Below are 20,947 nucleotides of genomic sequence, written 5' to 3'. Positions count from 1 at the left end.
TTGATAACCATAATTTACTTGAACTTTGTGGTGCGGGCATCTTGCCCGCTAGAATTATACAAACTAAATGCACAACAGCTTATCTATTCTTTGTAGGTTGGGTTAAGCAACAGCGCAACCCGCCGTTACGTGAGTTCGGAGTTAGGAGTTTCTCCTTCGGAGACGCTACGCGAACGGAGTTATGATTTTTTCAACGAGAGAATAAGGGCTTGAGACTCCTACGTGGGGTGAGTTTTCCACAAATTATCGTTATGTCGAACTCACGTGACGTTTATGTTGGGTTTTGTACCTCAACCCAACCTTGTATCTTAGAGGTATGTTAGAGGAAGTGGTAGACCGTGCCAAACTGGGTAGGAAATGCCTATAATGAGTTCAATAGTTTTATTACTTCTTCATAGTCAGTATTCCAATCTTTACCTTTAGCTAGGAATAATCGTGCTGCTTGTAGATAGTCTTCTTTAGCTTTTTGTTTGTCTCCTAGCTGCTTGTAAACATCACCTCGATCCCTGTAAGCCCTGCCGGAATCGGGAAAAAATCCAATAAGTTTGGTATAATCTGCCAATGCTAAACCCCATTTTTTCTGTTCTGTGTAAACAGCCCCACGATTTAAATAAGCCCAAAAAAACTTGGGTACAATAGCAATAGCTTTAGTGTAATTAGCTATTGCTAATTCATTGTTTCCCAGACCACTGTAAATATTTCCCAGCTGGAGGTAAGCCTGAGCGGCTGTATCAGAGTCAGGGTCAAGTTCGATATACTTAGTAAAATCAGCCAATGCCAATTCCGGTTTTTCTTGCCTCCTGTAAAGCCAACCGCGAAGGTAGTAACCAAAAGAAAAATTGGGATTAATATTAATGGCTTTGTTGAAATCTGCCAGAGCTAGTTCGTATTTTCCCAGTTCTTGGTAATTAGAGCCACGATTTAAATAAGCCCAAGCAAACTTAGGTAAAATAGCAATAGCTTTGGTGTAATTAGCTATTGCTAATTCCTTGTTTCCCAGATCACTGTAAATATTTCCCAGTTGGTGGTAAGATTCAGCGGCTGTATCAGAGTCAGGATTAAGTTGAATAGCCTTAGTAAAATCAGCCAATGCTAATTCCCATTTTTCTTGCTTTTTGTATACAAACCCGCGATTGTAGTAAGCATCAGTAAAACTAGGATTAAGTTGAATAGCCTTAGTATAATCAGCCAATGCTAATTCCCATTTTTCTTGCTTATAGTAAAGCCAACCGCGACTGTAGTAAGCATCAGTAAAACTAGGATTAAGTTGAATAGCCTTAGTATAATCAGCCAATGCTAATTCCCATTTTTTCTGCTTATAGTAAAGAACTCCGCGCCTGTAGTAAGCTCCAGCATCATTAAGACTAATAGTAGGGACAGAATTAGGTTGCTGGTTAGATGAACTAATACCTTTTGTGATGATACTGTCTAAATCTGGTACTTTTTCCGTCGGTATTCCCTGAACTCCTACAATTTCAGGCTTAAAAAAACCTTGAATTTTAATATCACGGGTTTCCGCCTTACCGTGAATAGCAATTAGAAGACCTTCTTCATTTAATACTGGACCTCCACTCATCCCCGGTAAAGCTTGTCCATTATAGGATAATTCATACCCTTCTTGATTTTGACTCCTGCCTGTTATATCGGCTCGTATAAAACGATATCTACGCAGTTGATTTGCAGTTTCAGTCGGAAACCCTGCATAATATACCGTTGCACCTTCTTTAACTGTCCGAGAATCAGCAATTTTAGCAGGGGGATAATTTTTGGAACTGGTAAATCTGACTAAAGCTAAATCCAGTTTTCCCAGAGTTTGAGCGCTTTCCATGGGGTATTTTTGCCCGTCATGGGTTATAACGTCATAAACTCCGGCTTTTTTCACCACATGATTAGCTGTTAGCACAGTGTAGGTATTACCATTTTTGGCAATAATTACTCCTGAACCTTTTCCATCTAGTCCACCAATCATGACGGTGATTTGTTTAGCGATCTCATTGACTTGTGCAGGAGTTAATGCAGATACGGGTTGGTATTGTACTAAAGCTAGGGTTGTTGTCCCTAGAATTACGCCTAATCCCTGGGAAAATTTCATAGTCCTTTGTCTGTTATAATACTATTTTTTATAGTAGCCCTTCTTTGTACTTCACGCAAAGATGTAAGACAGCCAGACAGCCAGGGAATAAATTCCCTGTCTGAAAGCTCAAGTCGGTTAAAACCGACTGGGGATTTGATTGGGGATTTGATTGGGTTTGCTCAATAGTAATGCACCATGATCAAGGATTATGGGTAAAATGAGATTCATTTAGGTAGGGTGTGTTAGCGACAGCGTAACGCACCATTATCAATGATTATTATACATCTGAATATATCTAATAATTTATTCAAATCATTCTTCAGCAAAAAAGCACAAGTACCCTATATTCTCAATAATCTTGAGAATTTTCTCAATAAGCTAACGAAAAAAGTTAATTTCAGGGCTTGAAATTCTCAACTATTTTTTGTACAATTTTTTTAGATAAAATCTGCTTGGGCTTTTTTTCAAGAAAAGAAAAAACCTTAATTATTGTTAATGGGTTTTCAAGAAATATTATACTAGTATCCAGGACTTACGCACGCTCACTAATTTACCATGATATGAATGAAGGAAATTGCGTCGTTTTCGGCTTTGGGAATAACTTATTGAGTAGGGTGCGTCAGATAGAGGGAATCTGTTTTTTTTGTCAAAATATCGTGTCTGACGCACCCTACAAGGGATAAAATTTACCTCACATATTTGGGGAATCTTGTCAATGCGTAAATCCTAGTATCTTCAAATCTGATCAAAGTTGTGGATGTAGTGGGTAATTTATGAATTACCCATAACCGATGAATTACTATTGTGCCGAAAATCTCGCTAATAACTGTCTCTACCTACGCCACTGCTCACTCCAGGCACCAGTCACCTTAAAACCACCGGGGGTAGGGGTGAATGTCAGAGAACCGTAACCGAAATTATTACAGCTTGGTCCAAAGCCATTTCCACATATATCTCCAGCGCCATACCCATTGTTTCCGCGAGTCCCTAAGTGAGAATAAGTATTCCCATTCCAATTCCCGTTCCCAAACCAGGTTGTATTTGCCTGACCAACTTTAAGCATACAGCGCAGACCTGCTCCGGGACGGCCACCACCCAAATCAGATACCCTGTATTGATCAAGATAGCCACCACAGGTTTGAGGACGGGGTAGGGGTCTATAACTAGTTGAGGAAACTGAACGCCACTCCTCATTCCAGGCACCAGTCACCTGAATCACTGTCCAGTCAGGTGTAGTTCCTCGGACTGTTAGATTACGTGGAAAATTGTTGTTGGTACACTCACCATTACCATGAAAATCCGACGCAGACCCAACCAGCATCCTACCTTCGTAAAATGCGTGTCCCAGATGGCGGTAGGTACACCCTCCCCAGGCTCCTTCCCCGTACCACGCCAGACGGGGAATACTAGCGCCGCCTGCTCCTCCTTCACTAAATTTGACGCAGCGAATCCCGGTTCCTGCCCGGTTATCTAGTGAGCGAACTACGTAAGTTTTTAGGTGGGGACCGCAAGTGAAGCTAGTAGCCTGAGTCAGATGGATAGGATTAGTATTAAATTGAGCCAGTGTAGAGGTGGTTGTTGCCAGCACACCTATAGTGCCTAAAGCAACAATCTTAACAGAGTGCATATTCATAACTTTCTCCGAAGATTTGGAAACTATTGTTTGCTTTCTATTTACGCTTTACATAGCAACGGAAAATTTTTGTCTAGTTGAACTTAGCCACCATCAGTAACCTTGGAACTTGCAAAAATTTATTATACTATACGGTATTTTTAGTCACAAATCAATGAATTATATGCCACATTCCGCACCCTGAACTGGCACAAATCAAAAAAGCCTACCAAGTCCGTAGGGTGTGTTAGCGATAGCGTAACGCACTATTATCAATGATGCGGTGCGTTACGGATTTCATCCTAACGCACCCTACAATACTATATTTTTATATACAGCAGATTTGAGGTAAATGAGGTACACTATCAACAGGCAAGATGCCTGTGTTACAAGGATTTGATCATTAACATCTGTACCTCATAATCACGGAAACTGCTGTATTATATTTTTTGTTTCACCCAAAATTAGAAGCATCAAGGCTTACTTTTGGCAAACAATAATTGCTTGACTGTTTCTAAGGGAATACCCCAGCTATATTGACTTATTTGTTCTCGCTGTGCGTCCGTTGGGTAAGAACCATCTTCAAAAACATAAGGATCACCCCAAATTGGGTTAGCATGAAGTCCATTAATTCCCACTAATTCCCCCGCGCGATTCAATAGGGGTCCGCCACTCATCCCTTTTTCTACGTCATTGGTAAAGCCAATTTGGTATCCTCCCTCTAGGGCTTTATCCAATACCAATTCAATGTTACCGGGTTTAATCACAAACCCCCGATATTTGCTTTGGCTATTTTTGAGGGGAAAACCTGCGGACATTACCCAAGCTCCAATGGCAGCTTGTTGATTTGATTTGGTAGCAATCCTGTATTCTGAGTCAGCTACAAATTCTAATAAGGCTAAATCATTTCCCCTCAGTTGTTTTTTCCGCACCACAGAGTTAGCACGGTGTGTTTTTCCGTCGGGAGTTTGAATAAAATAGGGAGCTTCACCTGCTTGTAAAACATGATTATTGGTAATTACTCCATAGGTTGAGGTGAAGTGATTTTTATGATCTTTATAAAATAGTACACCAGAACCTAATGAGCGATCGCGCTTTTGTTTAGGGCTACTTAAAATCCTAACTGTGATTAAACGGGCTGCTTGTTCAAGTTGAATTTGTTCTTGGCCAGACCGCAAATTAACCATTGAAAAAGGGGGTTTTTGAACTGACGACACTGGAGTTGCCAAAGGCAAAACAGAACCAGCTATTGCAAAAACAGCGACCATTCCTCTGCGCCAACTCATGATTTTCCCCCCATAATTTCCAATTTACCAGATCGGCTCACTCTTACTGTTAATCACTTGATTAATATCAACGCTGGCAGTGCCATCACGGTTGATTGTTGGTTTAATGTGTCCCGCTTGGTCGCCACTGAGGTAAACAGCCTCCCCACCTGCGGCTACACGGGTATTCAATAGTTGTTCGAGAACCTGCTTGGGGTCACGATCCTTTGTCATGGTCAGTAAAACATTTTTCTTATCGCAAGCTCCCTGATTAGTTCCTAAACCACAGATAACATATTGACCGTTAACTGTTCCCGTTTTCAGGATTTTCAGTTCACCTTTATTTTGCAGTTTCTGGAAACGATCTGATACCTCTTGACAACGTTTTTGAGGTGTCCATGTACCACTAATCTGACTTGTGTTTGTCCACACAATTAAGGCTACACTACCTCTGGTTGGGTGACGAACCACGGTTACTGGATAGTTATCACTCAAACCACAACTAAATTGACGGCTTTGAGCTTGGCTGGGCTGATTACTAGCTAAAGTGACACTCAAGGCTAAAGCCAGACCAGTTAAGGGTGCTGATAGGTTATTTTTCATAACTAAAGCCATAAGAAATCAGGTTATTAAGAGGGTTACAAAAAGCTGATGAGTTGAATCAATCCTACGTTAATATAACTAGTGTGCAAATGTCAACTGGCAAGGTATAAGTAGTGAGACAGAATTAATTACACAATGTCATTGCGTAAGCGTTGCGTGGCGTTAGCCATATGGAACGAAGTGAAATGAAGCAATCGCAAGGGTTGTGATTGCTTCCCTTCCCTCGCAATAACTGTAAATATTTTTGTCCAATTACTTATTACCCCGCTGGGACTTATAAAAATAAAGTAGACTGCAAACGAAAAGACTTAATCATGGTTTGTTCTACATCTTTAAGAAAGGGATCATAGAGTTTTTCTTCGGCTCGATAGGTCAGAATATAAACTTTTGAATTACTGATAGTCCAAATTTCCATGACTTTAAACCTGAAGTTACCGATTTGCTCTTGACCTCTATAAACTATTTGATATCCCTCTCGATTATCTATTTTTATTGGTTGTTGTTGGAGAATTTGTACGTCTTTAACAGATTTTTGAATTTGTTCGATAGCAGCCAGATTATACTCTGATAGAGACTGGGATTTTTCTATCAATACCACACGGATAAATAACCCTACATCTAGATTCAAACTGGAACTATTAGGAGATATTTTGGCAATAGTTCCCCCGGTTAACGGACTATATTGTTGTTTTTCAGCCTTCCAATCTTGAGGATATTTGATCTCAATTCCAAATTGTTTATCCTCAAATAGTTGACCAGGAATAGTTTGAATTTCCCCTGGGGGGACTTGATTTTGATGGCGGTAAATAGCTATTAAAACCCCAGCAGTCGTCAAAATAATTGCTGTTATCAATAAAACTTGAATAAATCGAGGTTGGGAAGGAGAGATAATTATTGTCTTTTCACCACCACCATTATTTTCATCCCTAGTAGACGGCTTTAATTCCTGTCGTTGATCATCACGTTTATTCAGAGCTTCCATTACTTCCCGTGCTGACTGGAATCTATAATAAGGATCTTCTTGGAGCATACGCTTTAATATCTTACCTAAATGTTCACTAATATGGGGATATTTTTGCCAATTCCAAAGATTATTAACATCAAGGGAATTATCTGGAAATTCACCTGTTAACAATCGCACACAAGAAGCAGCTAAAGCATATAAATCACTGGAATAATCAACTTTTTCATTTTTGATTTGTTCTGGGGGAGCATAGGAAATAGTTCCAAATACTATAGATTTTTCTGTGGTGGAGATATCACCTTTAATTACTTGTTTAACTGCTCCAAAGTCAATTAAATAGAATTTGTTATCTTCTGCTTTGGAGCGCACAATATTACTAGGTTTAATATCTCGGTGAATAACATTGTGATTATGGATAAAGTCCAAACCAGGTAAAATATTATTTAATAGAGTCAAAACTTTTGCTTCTGAAAAACGTCCTTGTTGTTCCAGTTCTTTACTTAGATCTTCACCTTCGATATATTGTTGAACTAAATAATTAAACTCTTGTTGAGTATTTAATTGCGGGTCAGTTACAGTTAAGGAAAAATAATCATATAAGGAGGGAATATTACCACTTTTATCCCCTAAATCTTCTAGAACCTTAGCCTCTCTTTCAAAGGCTTTTTTGATCCCTGCAACAATTTCAGGAGAATGATGACTCTCAATTCGTAATCGCTTAACAACACAACGACGTTGATTAAGTGTATTTAGGTCAATAGCGAGAAAAGTATCCCCAAAACTCCCTCCTCCTAAAGGTCTTAGAAGTTGGTATCTTCCTTTGTTTCCAGCTAAAATCGGGAGTTGTCCTTGAATCTCTCTCATTTTCTTTCCCCTGGGTGGCTGCACTCTTGATCTAACACCTCAAGAATTATAATAGCGGTAATTGTGAACACTTTTCCAGTTTAGTCAAATAACGGCAATTAGCGATCGCTACTAGACAAACAAAGTCCATTTACGTGGAATAACGTAAGTATAAGGAAGCATTAAATGTAATTTAATTAGCAATTTGATAATTTTAAATTTTACGTTAGCCATACTCCTGAATGGGCGCAGGCCCTGCGCCCCTACCCCCTGAACTTCGATACAAGGGGTTTAGCACTGCTAAACCCTTACATAAGTAATTGGACAAAAATATTTACAGTCATTGCGAGCGAAGGGAAGCAATCGCAACCCTGGCGATTGCTTCATTTCACTTCGTTCCATATGGCTAACGCCACGCAACGCTTACGCAATGATATTGTGTAATTAATTCTGTCCCATTACTTAAATCCTTAAATCCTGGATGTCCTGATTCTGACAAAGGTTAGTTTCAGGACGCTCGATTTTACGTCATGCTGGTACATGGGTAGGGGAAATTAAATTTCAACTTTCAAAACTTTGACTAAGAAACCCCATTTATCTGCTGCTTCCTCAATAATTTTTGCTGTTGGTTTACCAGCACCATGTCCTGCCTTCATGTCAATTCTAATTAATACAGGTGCATCACCACCATGCGCTGCTTGTAAAGCCGCAGCAAATTTAAAACTGTGAGCAGGTACTACACGATCATCATGATCTGCGGTAGTAATTAATGTAGCTGGATAAGCTGTTCCCGGCTTCAGATTATGCAAAGGTGAATAAGCATATAAAGTTGCGAATTCTTCTGCGTTTTCTGAAGAACCATATTCAGCCACCCAAGCCCAGCCAATGGTAAATTTATGGAAGCGCAACATATCCATAACGCCTACTGCGGGTAGGGCTGCACCAAACAAATTAGGGCGTTGTGTCATGCAAGTACCCACTAATAAACCACCATTACTACCTCCAGCAATAGCTAATTTTCCAGGTTGGGTGTAATTATGGGCAATTAACCATTCAGCCGCAGCAATGAAATCATCAAAAACGTTTTGCTTTTGCAATTTCATTCCTGCTTGATGCCATTCTTCTCCATATTCACCACCACCACGTAAATTAGGAACAGCATAGACTCCTCCCATTTCTAGCCATATTAAAAGGCTAACAGAAAAACTTGGTGTTAAGGAGATATTAAACCCACCATATCCATAGAGGTAAGTAGGATTGTTACCATCTAATTTAATTCCTTTTTTGTGAGTAATAAACATTGGCACTTTTGTACCATCTTTACTTGCATAGAAAACCTGTTTTGTCTCATATTCATCAGCATTGAAATCTACTTCTGGCTGACGAAAAAGTTCACTCTTACCTGTTTTCATGTCATAACGATAAATAGTTCCAGGGGTAGTAAAGCTGGTAAAACTATAAAATGTTTCTGTATCATACCGTTTACCACTAAATCCGCTGGCTGCACCAATTCCGGGTAATTCTACTTCTCGAATAAAATTACCTTTGAGATTAAATATCTTAATTTGGCTATGGGCATCTTGTAAATAATCAGCCACAAATTGATTATTTAAGACACTGACACTTTCTAATGTTTCTACTGCTTGAGGAATAATTTCTTGCCAATTTTCGGGAGTTGGTTTTCTCGTGTCAATGGCAATAACTCTACCTTTTGGAGAATTGAAATCTGTGCGAAAGTAGAAAACATGATCGTCATTATCAATGAAGCTATAATTTGCGGAAAATTGATTAATTAGTTCGATGACTTCAGAATTTTGATTTGTTAGATCCTTGTAAAAAACTAAGTTTTTGGAGTCAGTTCCTAGCCAGATTGAAATTATCAAATATTTGCCGTCTTCCGTGACATTCCCAGTAAAACCCCATTCTTTTTCATCAGGACGATGGTAAATTAAGATGTCTGCTGATTGGGGTGTACCAAGTTGATGATAATAAAGTTTTTGGTAATAATTAACATCTTCTAATTTGGTTTTTTCATTTGGTTCATCATAACGACTGTAGAAAAACCCTTGATGATCATGAGTCCAAGAAGCACCGGAAAATTTAATCCATTGGAGATGATCTTGTAAATCTTCACCTGTGGCAATATTTCTAACTTTCCATTCTTGCCAATCTGAACCAGAACTAGATAAACCATAGGCTAAAAGTTGACCATTTTCACTGATGGAAATTCCTGAAAGGGCAATTGTACCATCTTCTGAAAGTTGATTAGGATCAAGTACAATTCTTGGTTCTGCATCTAAAGTTGGCAGAGTATAGAGGACACTTTGATTTTGCAGTCCATCATTTTTGAAATAAAAGTAACTTTCACCTTCTTTAAAGGGAGTTCCATATTTTTCATAATCCCAAAGTTTTGTTAGCCGCTGTTTGATTTTTTCTCTGGCAGGAATTTCGTTTAAATAGCTAAAGGTAACTTGATTTTGGGCTTCTACCCAAGCTTTTGTTGCTTCTGTATCCGGGTCTTCTAAGGCTCTGTAAGGGTCGGCGATCGCCATTCCGTGATAATTATCCACCTGCTCACTTTTGCTAACAGTAGGATAGGTCAGAGGTTGGTTAAAGTTAGACATAAATTTAGGATAAATTGTACTAAATTGCTAATACCAATTTTATATGAGTCCGCACAAAATCATCAAATCTGTTAATTCATCTGCGTTTATCTGCGGTCAATTATTTCTGATCTCTGATTCTAAGTAGGTGAACACAATAAAACCAAACTGTGTAAAGAAATGTAAAATCGCCCAAACCCTCTTCACTCTTGCCTCTTGCCTCTTGCCTTTTGCCTTGCCATAACGACAATTTTCAACGCTCACCTACTTATGCAGATTCATCTTATTTTGGTATAAATTAATTAATAACATAAAAAAGCCATTATTTGCAATATTGACTCGTTCTCAAACAAGAAAGATAAGAAGGTTACTAACTGAAGGTATCGCTGAGAATTTATTCATCTCTTCATGATTTTGACAGAATCACTAAGGAACGCAAATTTAATAACCTGCAATTCTGATGTAACCTGGAATGGTGCGTTACGCTGTCGCTAACACACCCTACTTTTGCACCTTATTTAATTCACATTCCTAAGTAGGTTGGCGTTGAAAATTGTCGTTATAGCAAGGCAAGAGGCAAGAGTAAAGAAGTTTTCAGCGATTTTACGTTTCTTTACACAGTTTAGTTTTATTGTGTTCACCTACTTATCTTTTTGCGACCAGATAGCATTATGATCAATAACGATTAATTTGTGTAACCTGGAGATAAAATTGGCAGTAATGCAAAAATTCGCTCAATCTGTAGCTTTGATGCCACCAGCAAAAATTTTTACTGTGGGACTATCTTTCTCTCTGGTAACGGGACTTTATGCTTGTGGTAAGGGAGAAAATTCTGGTATCAATCTTAAAAATTTTAATATTGGTGCTAATGTAACACAGATTCAAAAAATTACCAAAAAAAATCAGGACACGACAGTTTACATTCAAGGTAAAGTAGAAAAGTATGCTCCATTAATCAAGAAAAAATCATATCAAATTAACGACTCAACTGGGAAAATTTGGGTAATCACTAATCAGGGCAATTTCCAAGTCGGAGAACAGGTAGTATTGAAGGGTAATGTTCAGTATCAAAGTGTGCCTTTGGCTGGTAAAGAATACGGTGAAGTTTATTTAGAGGAAAAGTAATTTATGAACAGTCAACTAGCTTATGTAGCCGTTGCCATTCTCTATCGAGAGAATAAGTTTTTAATGCAATTACGGGATAATATTCCTAATATTATAGCTCCTGGTTGTTGGGCTTTATTCGGTGGACATATAGAACCAGGAGAAACTCCAGAAATAGCTGTTCAGCGCGAGGTTGTCGAAGAAATTGGTTATGAGTTGACTGATTTTACAAAATTTGGAATTTATAGCGATGAAAAAGCTGTGCGTTATGTATTTCAAGCACCATTGTTAGTCCCAGTGAGTCAACTTGTACTTTCTGAAGGGTGGGATTTAGATTTATTAACAGCAGCAGATATTGACAAGGGTGAATATTATTCTCAAAAAGCCGGAGATATTAGACCTTTAGCAACTTTACCTCAGAAAATTATGCTGGATTTTATCAAAACTCTATAGTCTGATAATCCGATTCACAAACTTTTTGAGTTTTCCAGACATCTTGCCAAAATTATATTAAGTAGGTGAACACAATAAAACCAATCTATGTAAAGAAAAGTAAAATCCCCCAAACCCTCTTCACTCTTGCCTTTTGCCTTTTGCCTTGCCATAACGAAGATTTTCAATGCTAACCTACTTATTAATAAATGCCATGCAGCCAGTAAAAAGTCTACCAAATTTACCCAAATGGTTAAACATAGGATTAGCCTTTCCTGTGATTCTTTTAAATGGATGGTTATTAGTTCAATTCATTAACTATTTTCAGCCTTTGGTTAGTGTTATTTCCGTTGCTATTCTTCTGGCTTTTGTGCTAGATTATCCCATTCAACTTCTCCAAAAACGGGGAGTACCTCGAATTTTAGCAGTTGTAGTGGTATTGCTGTTATCTATTATTATTTTGGGTGCTGTAGGTGTAATTCTGCTACCACTTATTCTGGAACAATTGAATGAGTTAGCTAATCTTCTTCCCTATTGGATAGAATCGGCAACTCAACAAATAGAAGCTTTGCAAAATTGGGCAGCTACTCAGCAACTACCAGTAAATTTAAGTGGATTAGCTGGTGAAATTTTAGGAAAAATATCAAGTCAGTTGCAATCTTTTACTGGGAAAATTTTAGGTTTTGCTTTCGATACTATTGGCAATTTATTGAATTTATTAATCACCATAGTTTTGACTATTTATTTAGTATTGAATGGGGAAAGTTTATGGAATGGTATTTATCTTTGGTTTCCCCCAGAAACAGCGAAAAAAGTGCGAGAATTACTGCGAGAAGATTTTAATAATTATTTCATTGGTCAAGCTACTTTAGGGGCTATTTTAGCCGTATCCATAACATTGGCTTTTGTCGTTTTACGAGTGCCTTTATCACTACTTTTTGGCATAGGAATTGGTTTGTTTTCCCTATTTCCTTTTGGTACTGGTATTGGTATTGGCATTGTTAGTTTATTAATAACTTTAAAAGACTTTGGTTTAGGGTTAGAGGTTGCGGCTATAGGTGTGGCTATTGATCAAATTAATTCTAATATTATTGCCCCACGTATTTTAGGAAATTTAACTGGTTTAAATCCTGTATGGGTGGTAATTTCTTTATTAATAGGCGCAAAGTTAGGCGGTGTATTGGGGTTATTGGTTGCTATTCCTCTTGCTAGTTTTATTAAAGATATCGCTGATACTTGGCGTAATGGTAAATTTAATAAAACTGCTGTTGATAGTGAGTAAATGACAACACCTTTATTTCCTGATTTTGTTTGTCTTGTTGGCAGTTTATTTGTTTAAATTGATAAAAATGTCTGGGACACAATTCCCCAACTTTTAATTAGATTGGGGGAAAATAGTATTCTGTAGGTACAGGCACAAAAATCAAGAAAGTGATTACAATACTCAAAGTGAAATCTAATTCTCTTGAGTGACTAAAGTTATGGAAAATTTTGTTTTTTACAACCCAGTTAAAATCCTGTTTGGTAGGGGTCAAATCGCTAATATTGGTTCAGAAATCCCGGCGAACGCGAAAATTCTGATTACTTACGGTGGTGGTAGTATTAAAGCTAATGGGGTTTATGATCAAGTAAAATCGGCATTGGCTGGTAGAAATATATTTGAGTTCGGCGGTATTGAACCCAATCCTCATTTTGAAACTTTGATGCAGGCGGTTGAGTTAATCCGCAAAGAAGGTATTGATTTTCTGTTGGCTGTGGGTGGTGGTTCTGTTGCGGACGGGACTAAGTTTATAGCGGCTGCTGTTCCTTTTGTGGGCGACCCTTGGGATATTTTAGCTCATGGCGCACCGGTAACGGCGGCTTTACCAATGGGGGTGGTTTTGACTTTACCTGCGACTGGTTCAGAAATGAATACAAATTCAGTTGTGACTAAGTGGGAAACTAAAGAAAAGTTATTTTTCGCTAGTCCCTTGGTGTTTCCGAAATTTTCCGTTCTTGACCCAGAAACAACTTTCTCCCTGCCTCCTCGGCAAATTAGCAATGGTATTGTTGATGCTTTTACTCATGTGATGGAGCAGTATTTGACCTATCCGGTGAATGCACCATTACAAGACCGTATGGCTGAATCAATTTTACAAACTTTGATTTCAGAAGGACCAAAAACTTTAGCTAATCCTACAGATTATGATGCGCGAGCAAATTTGGTTTGGTCGGCGACAATGGCATTAAATGGGTTAATTGCGGCTGGTGTGCCTCAAGATTGGACGACTCACATGATAGGCCATGAGTTGACAGCGTTGCATGGTATGGATCATGCTCAAACTTTGGCGGTTGTGTTACCTGGAACTTTGACGATTAGACGCGATCGCAAGTGGCAAAAACTTCTACAATATGCAGATAGAGTTTGGCAAGTTGTCGGTGGTTCGGAAGAAGAACGGGTAAATGCCGCAATTACTAAAACTCGTGATTTCTTTGAATCAGTTGGTGTTCGCACTCATTTATCTGATTATGGTGTGGGAGTAGAAACTATTCCCGCAGTTATCAAAAATTTAGAAAAACATGGGATGACCGCTTTGGGGGAAAATAAAGACGTTAACCCCCAAGTTGTGGAACAGATTTTAGCTCTTTGTGCTTAAAAGTTAAATCCGCAGGTCAGACGTTTTGTTGTTTGTCTGACCTGCATTAAGTCGGTTGGCGGAGAAATTGGTAGAAATGTAAAAATATTATCGAAATCCTAAAATTTTAATCAGCAATGGGACAAAGAACATCCCATTGAAAAACCGATGCTGATGCAGCCAAATTATTAGAAGGGGCAGTAGAAAATGATAGTATTTAAGAAAAGAGTTAAAAACCTAACACCAACCCATCTGCGTTAATCAGCGTCCATCTGCGTTTGCAATCTCATTGATGAAAATGTTAACCCAATTTGAAAAATTACCCTTTTTGCAAAAATTATGTTGGCAAAGAGAAAATACCGAAGATCTTACTCCTTTAGAAATACTGAGAATATATGAACGCGGGTGGCACTACCGGGGAGTTTTAGGCGACTTAAGCCAAATAGAAACCTTATTTGTGCAACAATTAGCTCAATATTATCATTCATGGTTAGGAGCGAAAATGTTTGAGAGGGAGTTTCATCAAAAAATTTTAAATGTTCTTAATCAATTAAAGGCTAATTTTTTATTAGAGTGTGGCGCATATTTTGGCGGTGGGACTCTGGTTAGTTTAAATCATGGAGAATATAGATTAAGCAAAGATATAGATTTTCTCTGTTCTACTGGTACAGGCTACCGATTACTACGACAAAAAATAGCTGAAAATCAATATAATGCCCTTTTCAACACTCAAAATAATCTCAATCTACCCGGACAAATTAAAGCTGACCAGTACGGAATAAGATTTGCCATTATAGTTGATGAAACCCTGATTAAATTTGAGATAATTATGGAAGGACGGATTGAATTGGGAGAAGCAAATTATCCCATTTGGTCGCCTGTCCCATGCTTAAATCAAATTGACAGTTTTGCAGAAAAACTTTTAGCTAATTCTGACAGATGGAATGATTCCTCAGTAGAGTCGAGAGATTTGATTGATTTGGCTATGCAAAGGCTCAATTCTCCCATTCCTCAAGTAGCTATTGAGAAGGCAGAATCAGCTTATCCTGTAATTGAACCTTTAAAAAAAGCGATACTTTTTTTCCAAAATCACCCCAATTATCGAGACAAATGTTTTACGGCTTTGCGAATTGCCGAACCCAGTAAAATTATTGATGGTATTGATTTAATTGCGACTGATTTCGACTTAAAAAAGACACATAGAACTTTTAGCGAATTTCAACAAGACGGGGAATGACAATTAATCGCTTTTCTTCCCGGCGAACAAAATTAAGTAGGTGAGCGTTGAAAATTGTCGTTATGGCAAGGCAAAAGGCAAGAGGCAAGAGGCAAGAGTGAAGAGGGTTTGGGCGATTTTACATTTCTTTACACAGTTTGGTTTTATTGTGTTCACCTACTTAGATCAATCATTCCTGAATTTGAAAAGTATTCGCTTTGACTAATTAAAAATAACATTATTACGGCTATCGTAGCAATTATCCTTGCTACTATCATTTGTGAAGGTAATCTTGTTAGAACGGACTCAGAAGTTTCACCGATTCCCTAGTGGAAACCGAGGCGATAACGGGCAAGGATAGTGCCCCAGGCTCTAGAACCTCAAAGCAAACTTACGAGTAAGGTCAATCAGAGAGCGAATTATAAGCAATTGACGCTATTTGACCTTGGTTAACTACATTAGTTGTGTATCCCTAAGTGAAAATTGGAAAAGTTGTAAGTGCGATCGCTACTAAGGTAGAATATTCAAAGTCCAGTAAAAACTTCCCTACCATAAGATGACACTGGGAAGTCTTTGTTGTGTGTGGTAGCTTCAAACCCAAAGGAAGTCAGGAAAACCACAATTAGCGGCAGCAAAACTCTAAATGTACCTGTTCCTACGGCTAACAGGTTCCAAAATTGGCATTTTTGAGATTCCAGTTTAGCTTGGACATTGGCTATGACTTCATACATTTGTTTTTCTGGTAGTACAATTATCAGCAAAAATTAATCTAATAACTATAGTTTCTTGTTAAGTTAAATTAAATCACAGTGATAATTACCCCAAATTTATCGGGTAAGTTGAGTTTTTGTATCAAATGAGCAGGGTTAACGGAGTAATACAGACAATGCAGCAACTTGTAGACCAAATTAAAACAATTGATTTTCAAAGTGAAATATATAAAGATGCTTATAGCCGCATCAATGCCATTGTAATTGAAGGGGAACAGGAAGCTCACGAAAATTACATTACATTAGCTCAACTACTGCCGGCACAGGAAAAGGAACTAATTGCCCTCTCGAAAATGGAAAGTCGCCACAAAAAAGGATTTGAAGCCTGTGGACGGAACTTAAAAGTGACTCCAGATTTAGAATTTGCGAAAAAGTTTTTCTTGGGACTACACGACAATTTCCAAGCCGCAGCTAAAGAAGGTAAAGTCGTGACTTGCCTGTTGATTCAATCATTAATTATCGAATGTTTTGCGATCGCTGCCTACAATATCTATATTCCTGTGGCTGATGATTTTGCTCGTAAAATCACAGAAGGGGTAGTAAAAGAAGAATACAGCCATCTCAACTTTGGTGAAGTGTGGTTGCAAAAAAACTTTACAGAATCCAAAGCCGAATTAGAGCAAGCTAACCGCCAAAACCTGCCTCTAGTATGGAGAATGCTCAATCAAGTAGCAGATGATGCCAAAGTTTTAGCTATGGAAAAAGACGCTTTAGTAGAAGATTTTATGATTCAATATGGTGATGCCCTAAGTAACATTGGCTTCACTACCCGTGATATCATGCGTCTTTCTGCCTACGGACTTGTAGCCGCTTAAGAATATCCTTGGGGTGACAACCATGTTACCCCAAGGGAAGTAGGGGAGGTAGGGGAAGTAGGGGAGGTAGGGGAAGTAGTCAACCGTCAACTGTGAACATTGACCCCTTATGTAGTATTTTTAATAGTTAGATACTATAGTTTGCGATTTCTCTCAAATTCAAGACTCAAATCCAAAGTTGGTATTGCTCACTAATTCCACAGTTTTGCACGACAGCACACGCCTAATATATCACTCCATGTTTGGTTTAATTGGACATCTGACTAGTTTAGAACACGCTCAATCAGTAGCTCAAGAATTGGGATATCCAGAATATGCCGATCAAGGGCTAGACTTTTGGTGTAGCGCCCCGCCGCAAATAGTTGATCATATCACTGTCACCAGTATCACCGGGCAGAAAATAGAAGGAAAGTATGTAGAATCATGCTTTTTACCGGAAATGCTGGCTAATCGCCGCATTAAAGCCGCAACGCGCAAAATTCTTAATGCTATGGCTCATGCTCAAAAGCATGGCATTGATATTACAGCCTTGGGTGGATTTTCCTCAATTATTTTTGAGAACTTTAATTTAGAGCAGTTCAAACAAGTCCGCAATATTAACCTAGATTTTGAACGCTTCACCACAGGCAACACTCATACAGCTTACATTATTTGTCGGCAAGTAGAAGAAGCTTCCAAACAACTAGGGATTGAATTGTCCAAAGCAACTGTAGCTGTGTGCGGTGCAACGGGGGATATTGGCAGCGCAGTCACCCGCTGGCTAGATAAAAAAACAGATGTTCAAGAATTATTATTAATTGCGAGAAATCAAGAACGTCTCCAAGAACTGCAAGCAGAACTAGGACGGGGTAAAATTATGGGATTACAGGAAGCATTACCCCAAGCGGATATTGTCGTCTGGGTGGCGAGTATGCCCAAAGGCGTAGAAATTGACCCAACAACATTAAAACAACCCTGTCTATTGATTGATGGGGGCTATCCTAAAAACTTAGGCACAAAAGTTCAGCATCCGGGGGTATATGTATTAAATGGTGGCATTGTGGAGCATTCTCTAGATATTGACTGGAAAATCATGAAAATTGTCAATATGGATGTGCCAGGGCGGCAATTATTTGCTTGTTTTGCCGAATCAATGCTGCTGGAATTTGAGAAGTTATATACAAACTTTTCTTGGGGGCGTAATCAGATTACCGTAGACAAAATGGAGCAAATTGGTCGTGTGTCCATTAAACACGGTTTTAGACCATTACTAGTTTAGTCATTGGTCATTGGTCAGTGGTCAGTGGCAAAGAAAAGACAACTGACAACTGACAACTGACAACCAACAACTGACAACTGACAACTGACAACGAACATAATTATGGCAACCACTGAGCGCAAACCGCTACTGTTAGATTTTGAAAAGCCTTTAGCAGAACTGGCTACTCGGATTGACCAAATTCGCCAATTGGCTGAAGAAAATGGTGTTGATGTTTCTGGACAAATTCGCCAACTAGAGACACGGGCGACGCAATTGCGGGAGGAGATTTTTAGCAGTCTGACACCATCTCAACGATTACAGGTAGCTCGTCATCCCCGCCGGCCTAGCACTTTAGATTATATCCAGTCTATCAGCGATGAATGGATGGAATTACATGGCGATCGCTGTGGCGGCGATGATCCAGCTTTAGTTGGTGGCGTTGGTCGTATAGCTGGACAACCAGTGATGATGTTAGGACATCAAAAAGGTCGAGATACTAAAGACAACGTTGCCCGCAACTTTGGTATGGCTGCTCCTGGTGGCTACCGGAAGGCTCTGCGCCTCATGGAACACGCCAATAAATTTAGTATGCCAATTTTGACCTTTATTGATACTCCTGGGGCTTGGGCGGGCATCGAAGCCGAACATCAAGGACAAGGAGAGGCGATCGCCTATAACCTGCGAGAAATGTTCAGTTTTGACGTACCCATCATTTGTACAGTTATCGGTGAAGGTGGATCTGGCGGGGCTTTAGGTATTGGTGTAGGCGATCGTCTACTGATGTTTGAACACTCAGTTTACACCGTAGCTACCCCGGAAGCCTGTGCCGCAATTTTGTGGAAAGATGCCAGTAAATCTCACCTAGCCGCCGTAGCCCTGAAAATCATCTCCCACGACCTCAAAAACTTGGGTATTATTGACCAAATCCTCCCTGAACCCTTGGGTGGCGCACACTCAGACCCCTTAACAGCGGCTACCAACTTAAAACAAGCCTTAGTGGAAAACTTAGACGAACTCAACCGTCTCACCCCAGCCGAGCGCCGCCAACTCCGTTATGATAAATTCCGTAATATCGGCGTTTTCACAGAACTTGCCCACTAAAAATACTCAAGAAAATGGTATAGAATAATAGCAATGCTATAATTGCCTATGGCTGCTTAAAGATTTTTAACAATCTTCAAGAGCTATAGGCATTTGTATTTACTTGATTTTATGAATTCTGAGCAAAAAAGACGCGCCTTAATTACTGGTGCTAGTAGCGGAATTGGCAGAGCAACAGCTTTAGCATTTGCAAAGGCTGGAATAGATGTAGCATTAGTCAGCCGTTCTCAGGATAAACTAGAGTCTGTAGCTAGAGCCGCACAGGAGTTAGGAGTAGAAGCCCAAGCCTTTTGTCTAGACTTAGCTGAAGTTACCCAAGTTAAATCCAAAATTCAAGGAATAGCTGACAAATTTGGCAACATAAATATTCTCATTAATAACGCTGGAATTGGATATACAGGCAACCTGAGTGAAACACCCTTGGAAGACTGGCAACAAGTCATTGACTTGAACCTCACCAGTGTCTTTCAGTGCATGATGGGAATTTTGCCAGGAATGCGCCAACAAGGGCAAGGCACAATTATTAACATTGCTTCTATAGCAGCCAAACAAACCTTTCCAGGTTGGGGTGCTTACTGCGTCAGCAAAGCAGGACTTCTTTTCCTCTCCCAAACCCTCGCACAAGAAGAACGGGCTAATGGTATTCGCGTCATTGCCATTTGTCCTGGTTCTGTCAATACGGCAATTTGGGATACTCCAACCGTCCAGGCTAACTTTGACCGTTCCCAAATGTTAACTCCAGAAATTGTGGCAACAACAATTTTACACACTGTCTTATTACCACAAGAAGCAGTAATTGAAGAATTGACGATTATGTCCAATGCTGGTGTTCTCTAATTGGTAATTTCCTCATTTATCTCTTTAAATGATTAATTACCACTGACGACTAACAACTGACAACTGAAAAATTACTAAAATTTAATCATGACTATCGCTGGTTCAAACGGTTCTAATACCTCGCAATCGCCTCTGATTCCTGATTTAGCAGAAGCTATCAATGTCCGACCAGACCGTAATACCCATAATGGCAGAGAACCAGAAATACATCCACCATCGGAAGAAACAATGGATGAGATGATGCAAGCCGTGCGGACAATGTTAGTGGGATTAGGAGAAGACCCTGAACGGGAAGGGCTGCTAAAAACACCTAAGCGCGTAGCTAAGGCGATGAAATTTCTCACCAGCGGCTACAATCAATCTCTAGAAGACCTCATCAATGGTGCGATATTTGATGAAGGACATGATGAAATGGTTTTGGTAAGAGACATTAACTTCTTTAGCCTGTGTGAACATCATATGCTGCCATTCATGGGTAGAGCGCACGTTGCTTATATTCCCAATCAAAAAGTTGTAGGATTAAGCAAACTGGCAAGAATTGTGGAAATGTATTCTCGCCGATTGCAAGTTCAAGAAAGACTAACTCGACAAATTGCTGAGGCACTACAAGCAGTCCTCGAACCCAAAGGTGTGGCTGTAGTCATGGAAGCTACTCATATGTGTATGGTGATGCGGGGGGTTCAAAAACCTGGTTCTTGGACAGTTACCAGTTCGATGGTAGGTATTTTCCAAGAACAACACAAAACCCGTGAAGAATTTTTCAACTTGATTCGTCATCAAGCGTCATTGTTTTAATGCAGGATAGGGGTAGGGGGAGTAGGGGGAGTAGGGGAGTAGGGTAGGGGGAGTAGGG

At 39.3% G+C, this 20,947-nt stretch carries 17 protein-coding genes; 10 read left to right on the top strand and 7 right to left on the bottom strand.

Annotation, left to right across the window (positions count from 1 at the left end):
• Window positions 1–361 precede the first annotated feature (361 nt).
• The 6 genes from FJR37_RS16715 to FJR37_RS16690 form a co-directional block, all read right to left on the bottom strand.
• Window positions 362–2,092 (bottom strand): tetratricopeptide repeat protein, encoded by a 1,731-nt coding sequence (locus tag FJR37_RS16715; protein WP_168466574.1) that lies wholly within the window; start codon window positions 2,090–2,092, stop codon window positions 362–364.
• Window positions 2,093–2,906: 814 nt separating this feature from the next.
• Window positions 2,907–3,707, bottom strand: coding sequence for a hypothetical protein (locus FJR37_RS16710; protein ID WP_168466573.1), 801 nt, complete (start codon window positions 3,705–3,707; stop codon window positions 2,907–2,909).
• A 452-nt stretch (window positions 3,708–4,159) separates the two neighbouring features.
• Window positions 4,160–4,972 (bottom strand): serine protease, encoded by an 813-nt coding sequence (locus FJR37_RS16705; RefSeq protein ID WP_168466572.1) that lies wholly within the window; start codon window positions 4,970–4,972, stop codon window positions 4,160–4,162.
• A 24-nt stretch (window positions 4,973–4,996) separates the two neighbouring features.
• Window positions 4,997–5,566 carry a COP23 domain-containing protein gene (locus tag FJR37_RS16700; protein WP_254434594.1) on the bottom strand — a complete coding sequence of 190 codons (570 nt, stop codon included), beginning with the start codon at window positions 5,564–5,566 and terminating at the stop codon, window positions 4,997–4,999.
• A 262-nt stretch (window positions 5,567–5,828) separates the two neighbouring features.
• Complete coding sequence (locus tag FJR37_RS16695) at window positions 5,829–7,382, bottom strand: serine/threonine-protein kinase (protein WP_168466571.1); 1,554 nt, start codon at window positions 7,380–7,382, stop codon at window positions 5,829–5,831.
• 533 nt (window positions 7,383–7,915) lie between these two features.
• Window positions 7,916–9,985, bottom strand: a complete 2,070-nt coding sequence (locus tag FJR37_RS16690) for a prolyl oligopeptidase family protein (protein WP_039202854.1) — start codon at window positions 9,983–9,985, stop codon at window positions 7,916–7,918.
• Between the two features lie 699 nt (window positions 9,986–10,684).
• On the opposite strand from FJR37_RS16690, the gene FJR37_RS16685 reads away from it, so the two are divergent.
• The 5 genes from FJR37_RS16685 (at window position 10,685) to FJR37_RS16665 (ending at window position 15,352) form a co-directional block, all read left to right on the top strand.
• On the top strand, window positions 10,685–11,089 hold the full coding sequence (locus FJR37_RS16685; RefSeq protein WP_168466581.1) for a hypothetical protein: 405 nt from the start codon (window positions 10,685–10,687) through the stop codon (window positions 11,087–11,089).
• A 3-nt stretch (window positions 11,090–11,092) separates the two neighbouring features.
• Entirely contained in the window at window positions 11,093–11,521 is a 429-nt protein-coding gene (locus FJR37_RS16680; protein WP_027403453.1) for an NUDIX hydrolase, read from the top strand.
• 166 nt (window positions 11,522–11,687) lie between these two features.
• Window positions 11,688–12,782 carry an AI-2E family transporter gene (locus FJR37_RS16675; protein ID WP_254434593.1) on the top strand — a complete coding sequence of 365 codons (1,095 nt, stop codon included), beginning with the start codon at window positions 11,688–11,690 and terminating at the stop codon, window positions 12,780–12,782.
• Between the two features lie 199 nt (window positions 12,783–12,981).
• On the top strand, window positions 12,982–14,136 hold the full coding sequence (locus FJR37_RS16670) for an iron-containing alcohol dehydrogenase (RefSeq protein ID WP_039202857.1): 1,155 nt from the start codon (window positions 12,982–12,984) through the stop codon (window positions 14,134–14,136).
• A 277-nt stretch (window positions 14,137–14,413) separates the two neighbouring features.
• On the top strand, window positions 14,414–15,352 hold the full coding sequence (locus tag FJR37_RS16665) for a nucleotidyl transferase AbiEii/AbiGii toxin family protein (protein ID WP_233455387.1): 939 nt from the start codon (window positions 14,414–14,416) through the stop codon (window positions 15,350–15,352).
• 503 nt (window positions 15,353–15,855) lie between these two features.
• On the opposite strand, the gene FJR37_RS16660 is transcribed toward FJR37_RS16665, so the two are convergent.
• Window positions 15,856–16,092, bottom strand: coding sequence for a hypothetical protein (locus tag FJR37_RS16660; RefSeq protein WP_168466569.1), 237 nt, complete (start codon window positions 16,090–16,092; stop codon window positions 15,856–15,858).
• A 125-nt stretch (window positions 16,093–16,217) separates the two neighbouring features.
• Between FJR37_RS16660 and FJR37_RS16655 the strand changes: the two genes are divergently transcribed.
• From FJR37_RS16655 to folE, 5 genes are all read left to right on the top strand, one after another.
• Window positions 16,218–16,916 (top strand): aldehyde oxygenase (deformylating), encoded by a 699-nt coding sequence (locus tag FJR37_RS16655; RefSeq protein ID WP_168466568.1) that lies wholly within the window; start codon window positions 16,218–16,220, stop codon window positions 16,914–16,916.
• A 238-nt stretch (window positions 16,917–17,154) separates the two neighbouring features.
• Entirely contained in the window at window positions 17,155–18,174 is a 1,020-nt protein-coding gene (locus FJR37_RS16650; protein WP_039202860.1) for a long-chain acyl-[acyl-carrier-protein] reductase, read from the top strand.
• 102 nt (window positions 18,175–18,276) lie between these two features.
• Entirely contained in the window at window positions 18,277–19,257 is a 981-nt protein-coding gene (locus tag FJR37_RS16645; protein ID WP_039202861.1) for an acetyl-CoA carboxylase carboxyltransferase subunit alpha, read from the top strand.
• 111 nt (window positions 19,258–19,368) lie between these two features.
• Window positions 19,369–20,094, top strand: coding sequence for an SDR family oxidoreductase (locus FJR37_RS16640; protein WP_039202862.1), 726 nt, complete (start codon window positions 19,369–19,371; stop codon window positions 20,092–20,094).
• 87 nt (window positions 20,095–20,181) lie between these two features.
• A complete protein-coding gene (folE, locus tag FJR37_RS16635; protein WP_039202863.1) occupies window positions 20,182–20,889 on the top strand; it encodes a GTP cyclohydrolase I FolE in 708 nt (235 codons plus the stop codon).
• The last annotated feature ends 58 nt before the right edge of the window (window positions 20,890–20,947 follow it).

Origin of the sequence: Aphanizomenon sp. UHCC 0183, from assembly GCF_009712065.1 — a bacterium.
In the GTDB taxonomy this organism is placed as follows: domain Bacteria; phylum Cyanobacteriota; class Cyanobacteriia; order Cyanobacteriales; family Nostocaceae; genus Dolichospermum; species Dolichospermum heterosporum.
The sequence above is the reverse complement of the archived record's forward strand: the minus strand, read 5'-3'. Positions and strand labels throughout refer to the sequence as shown.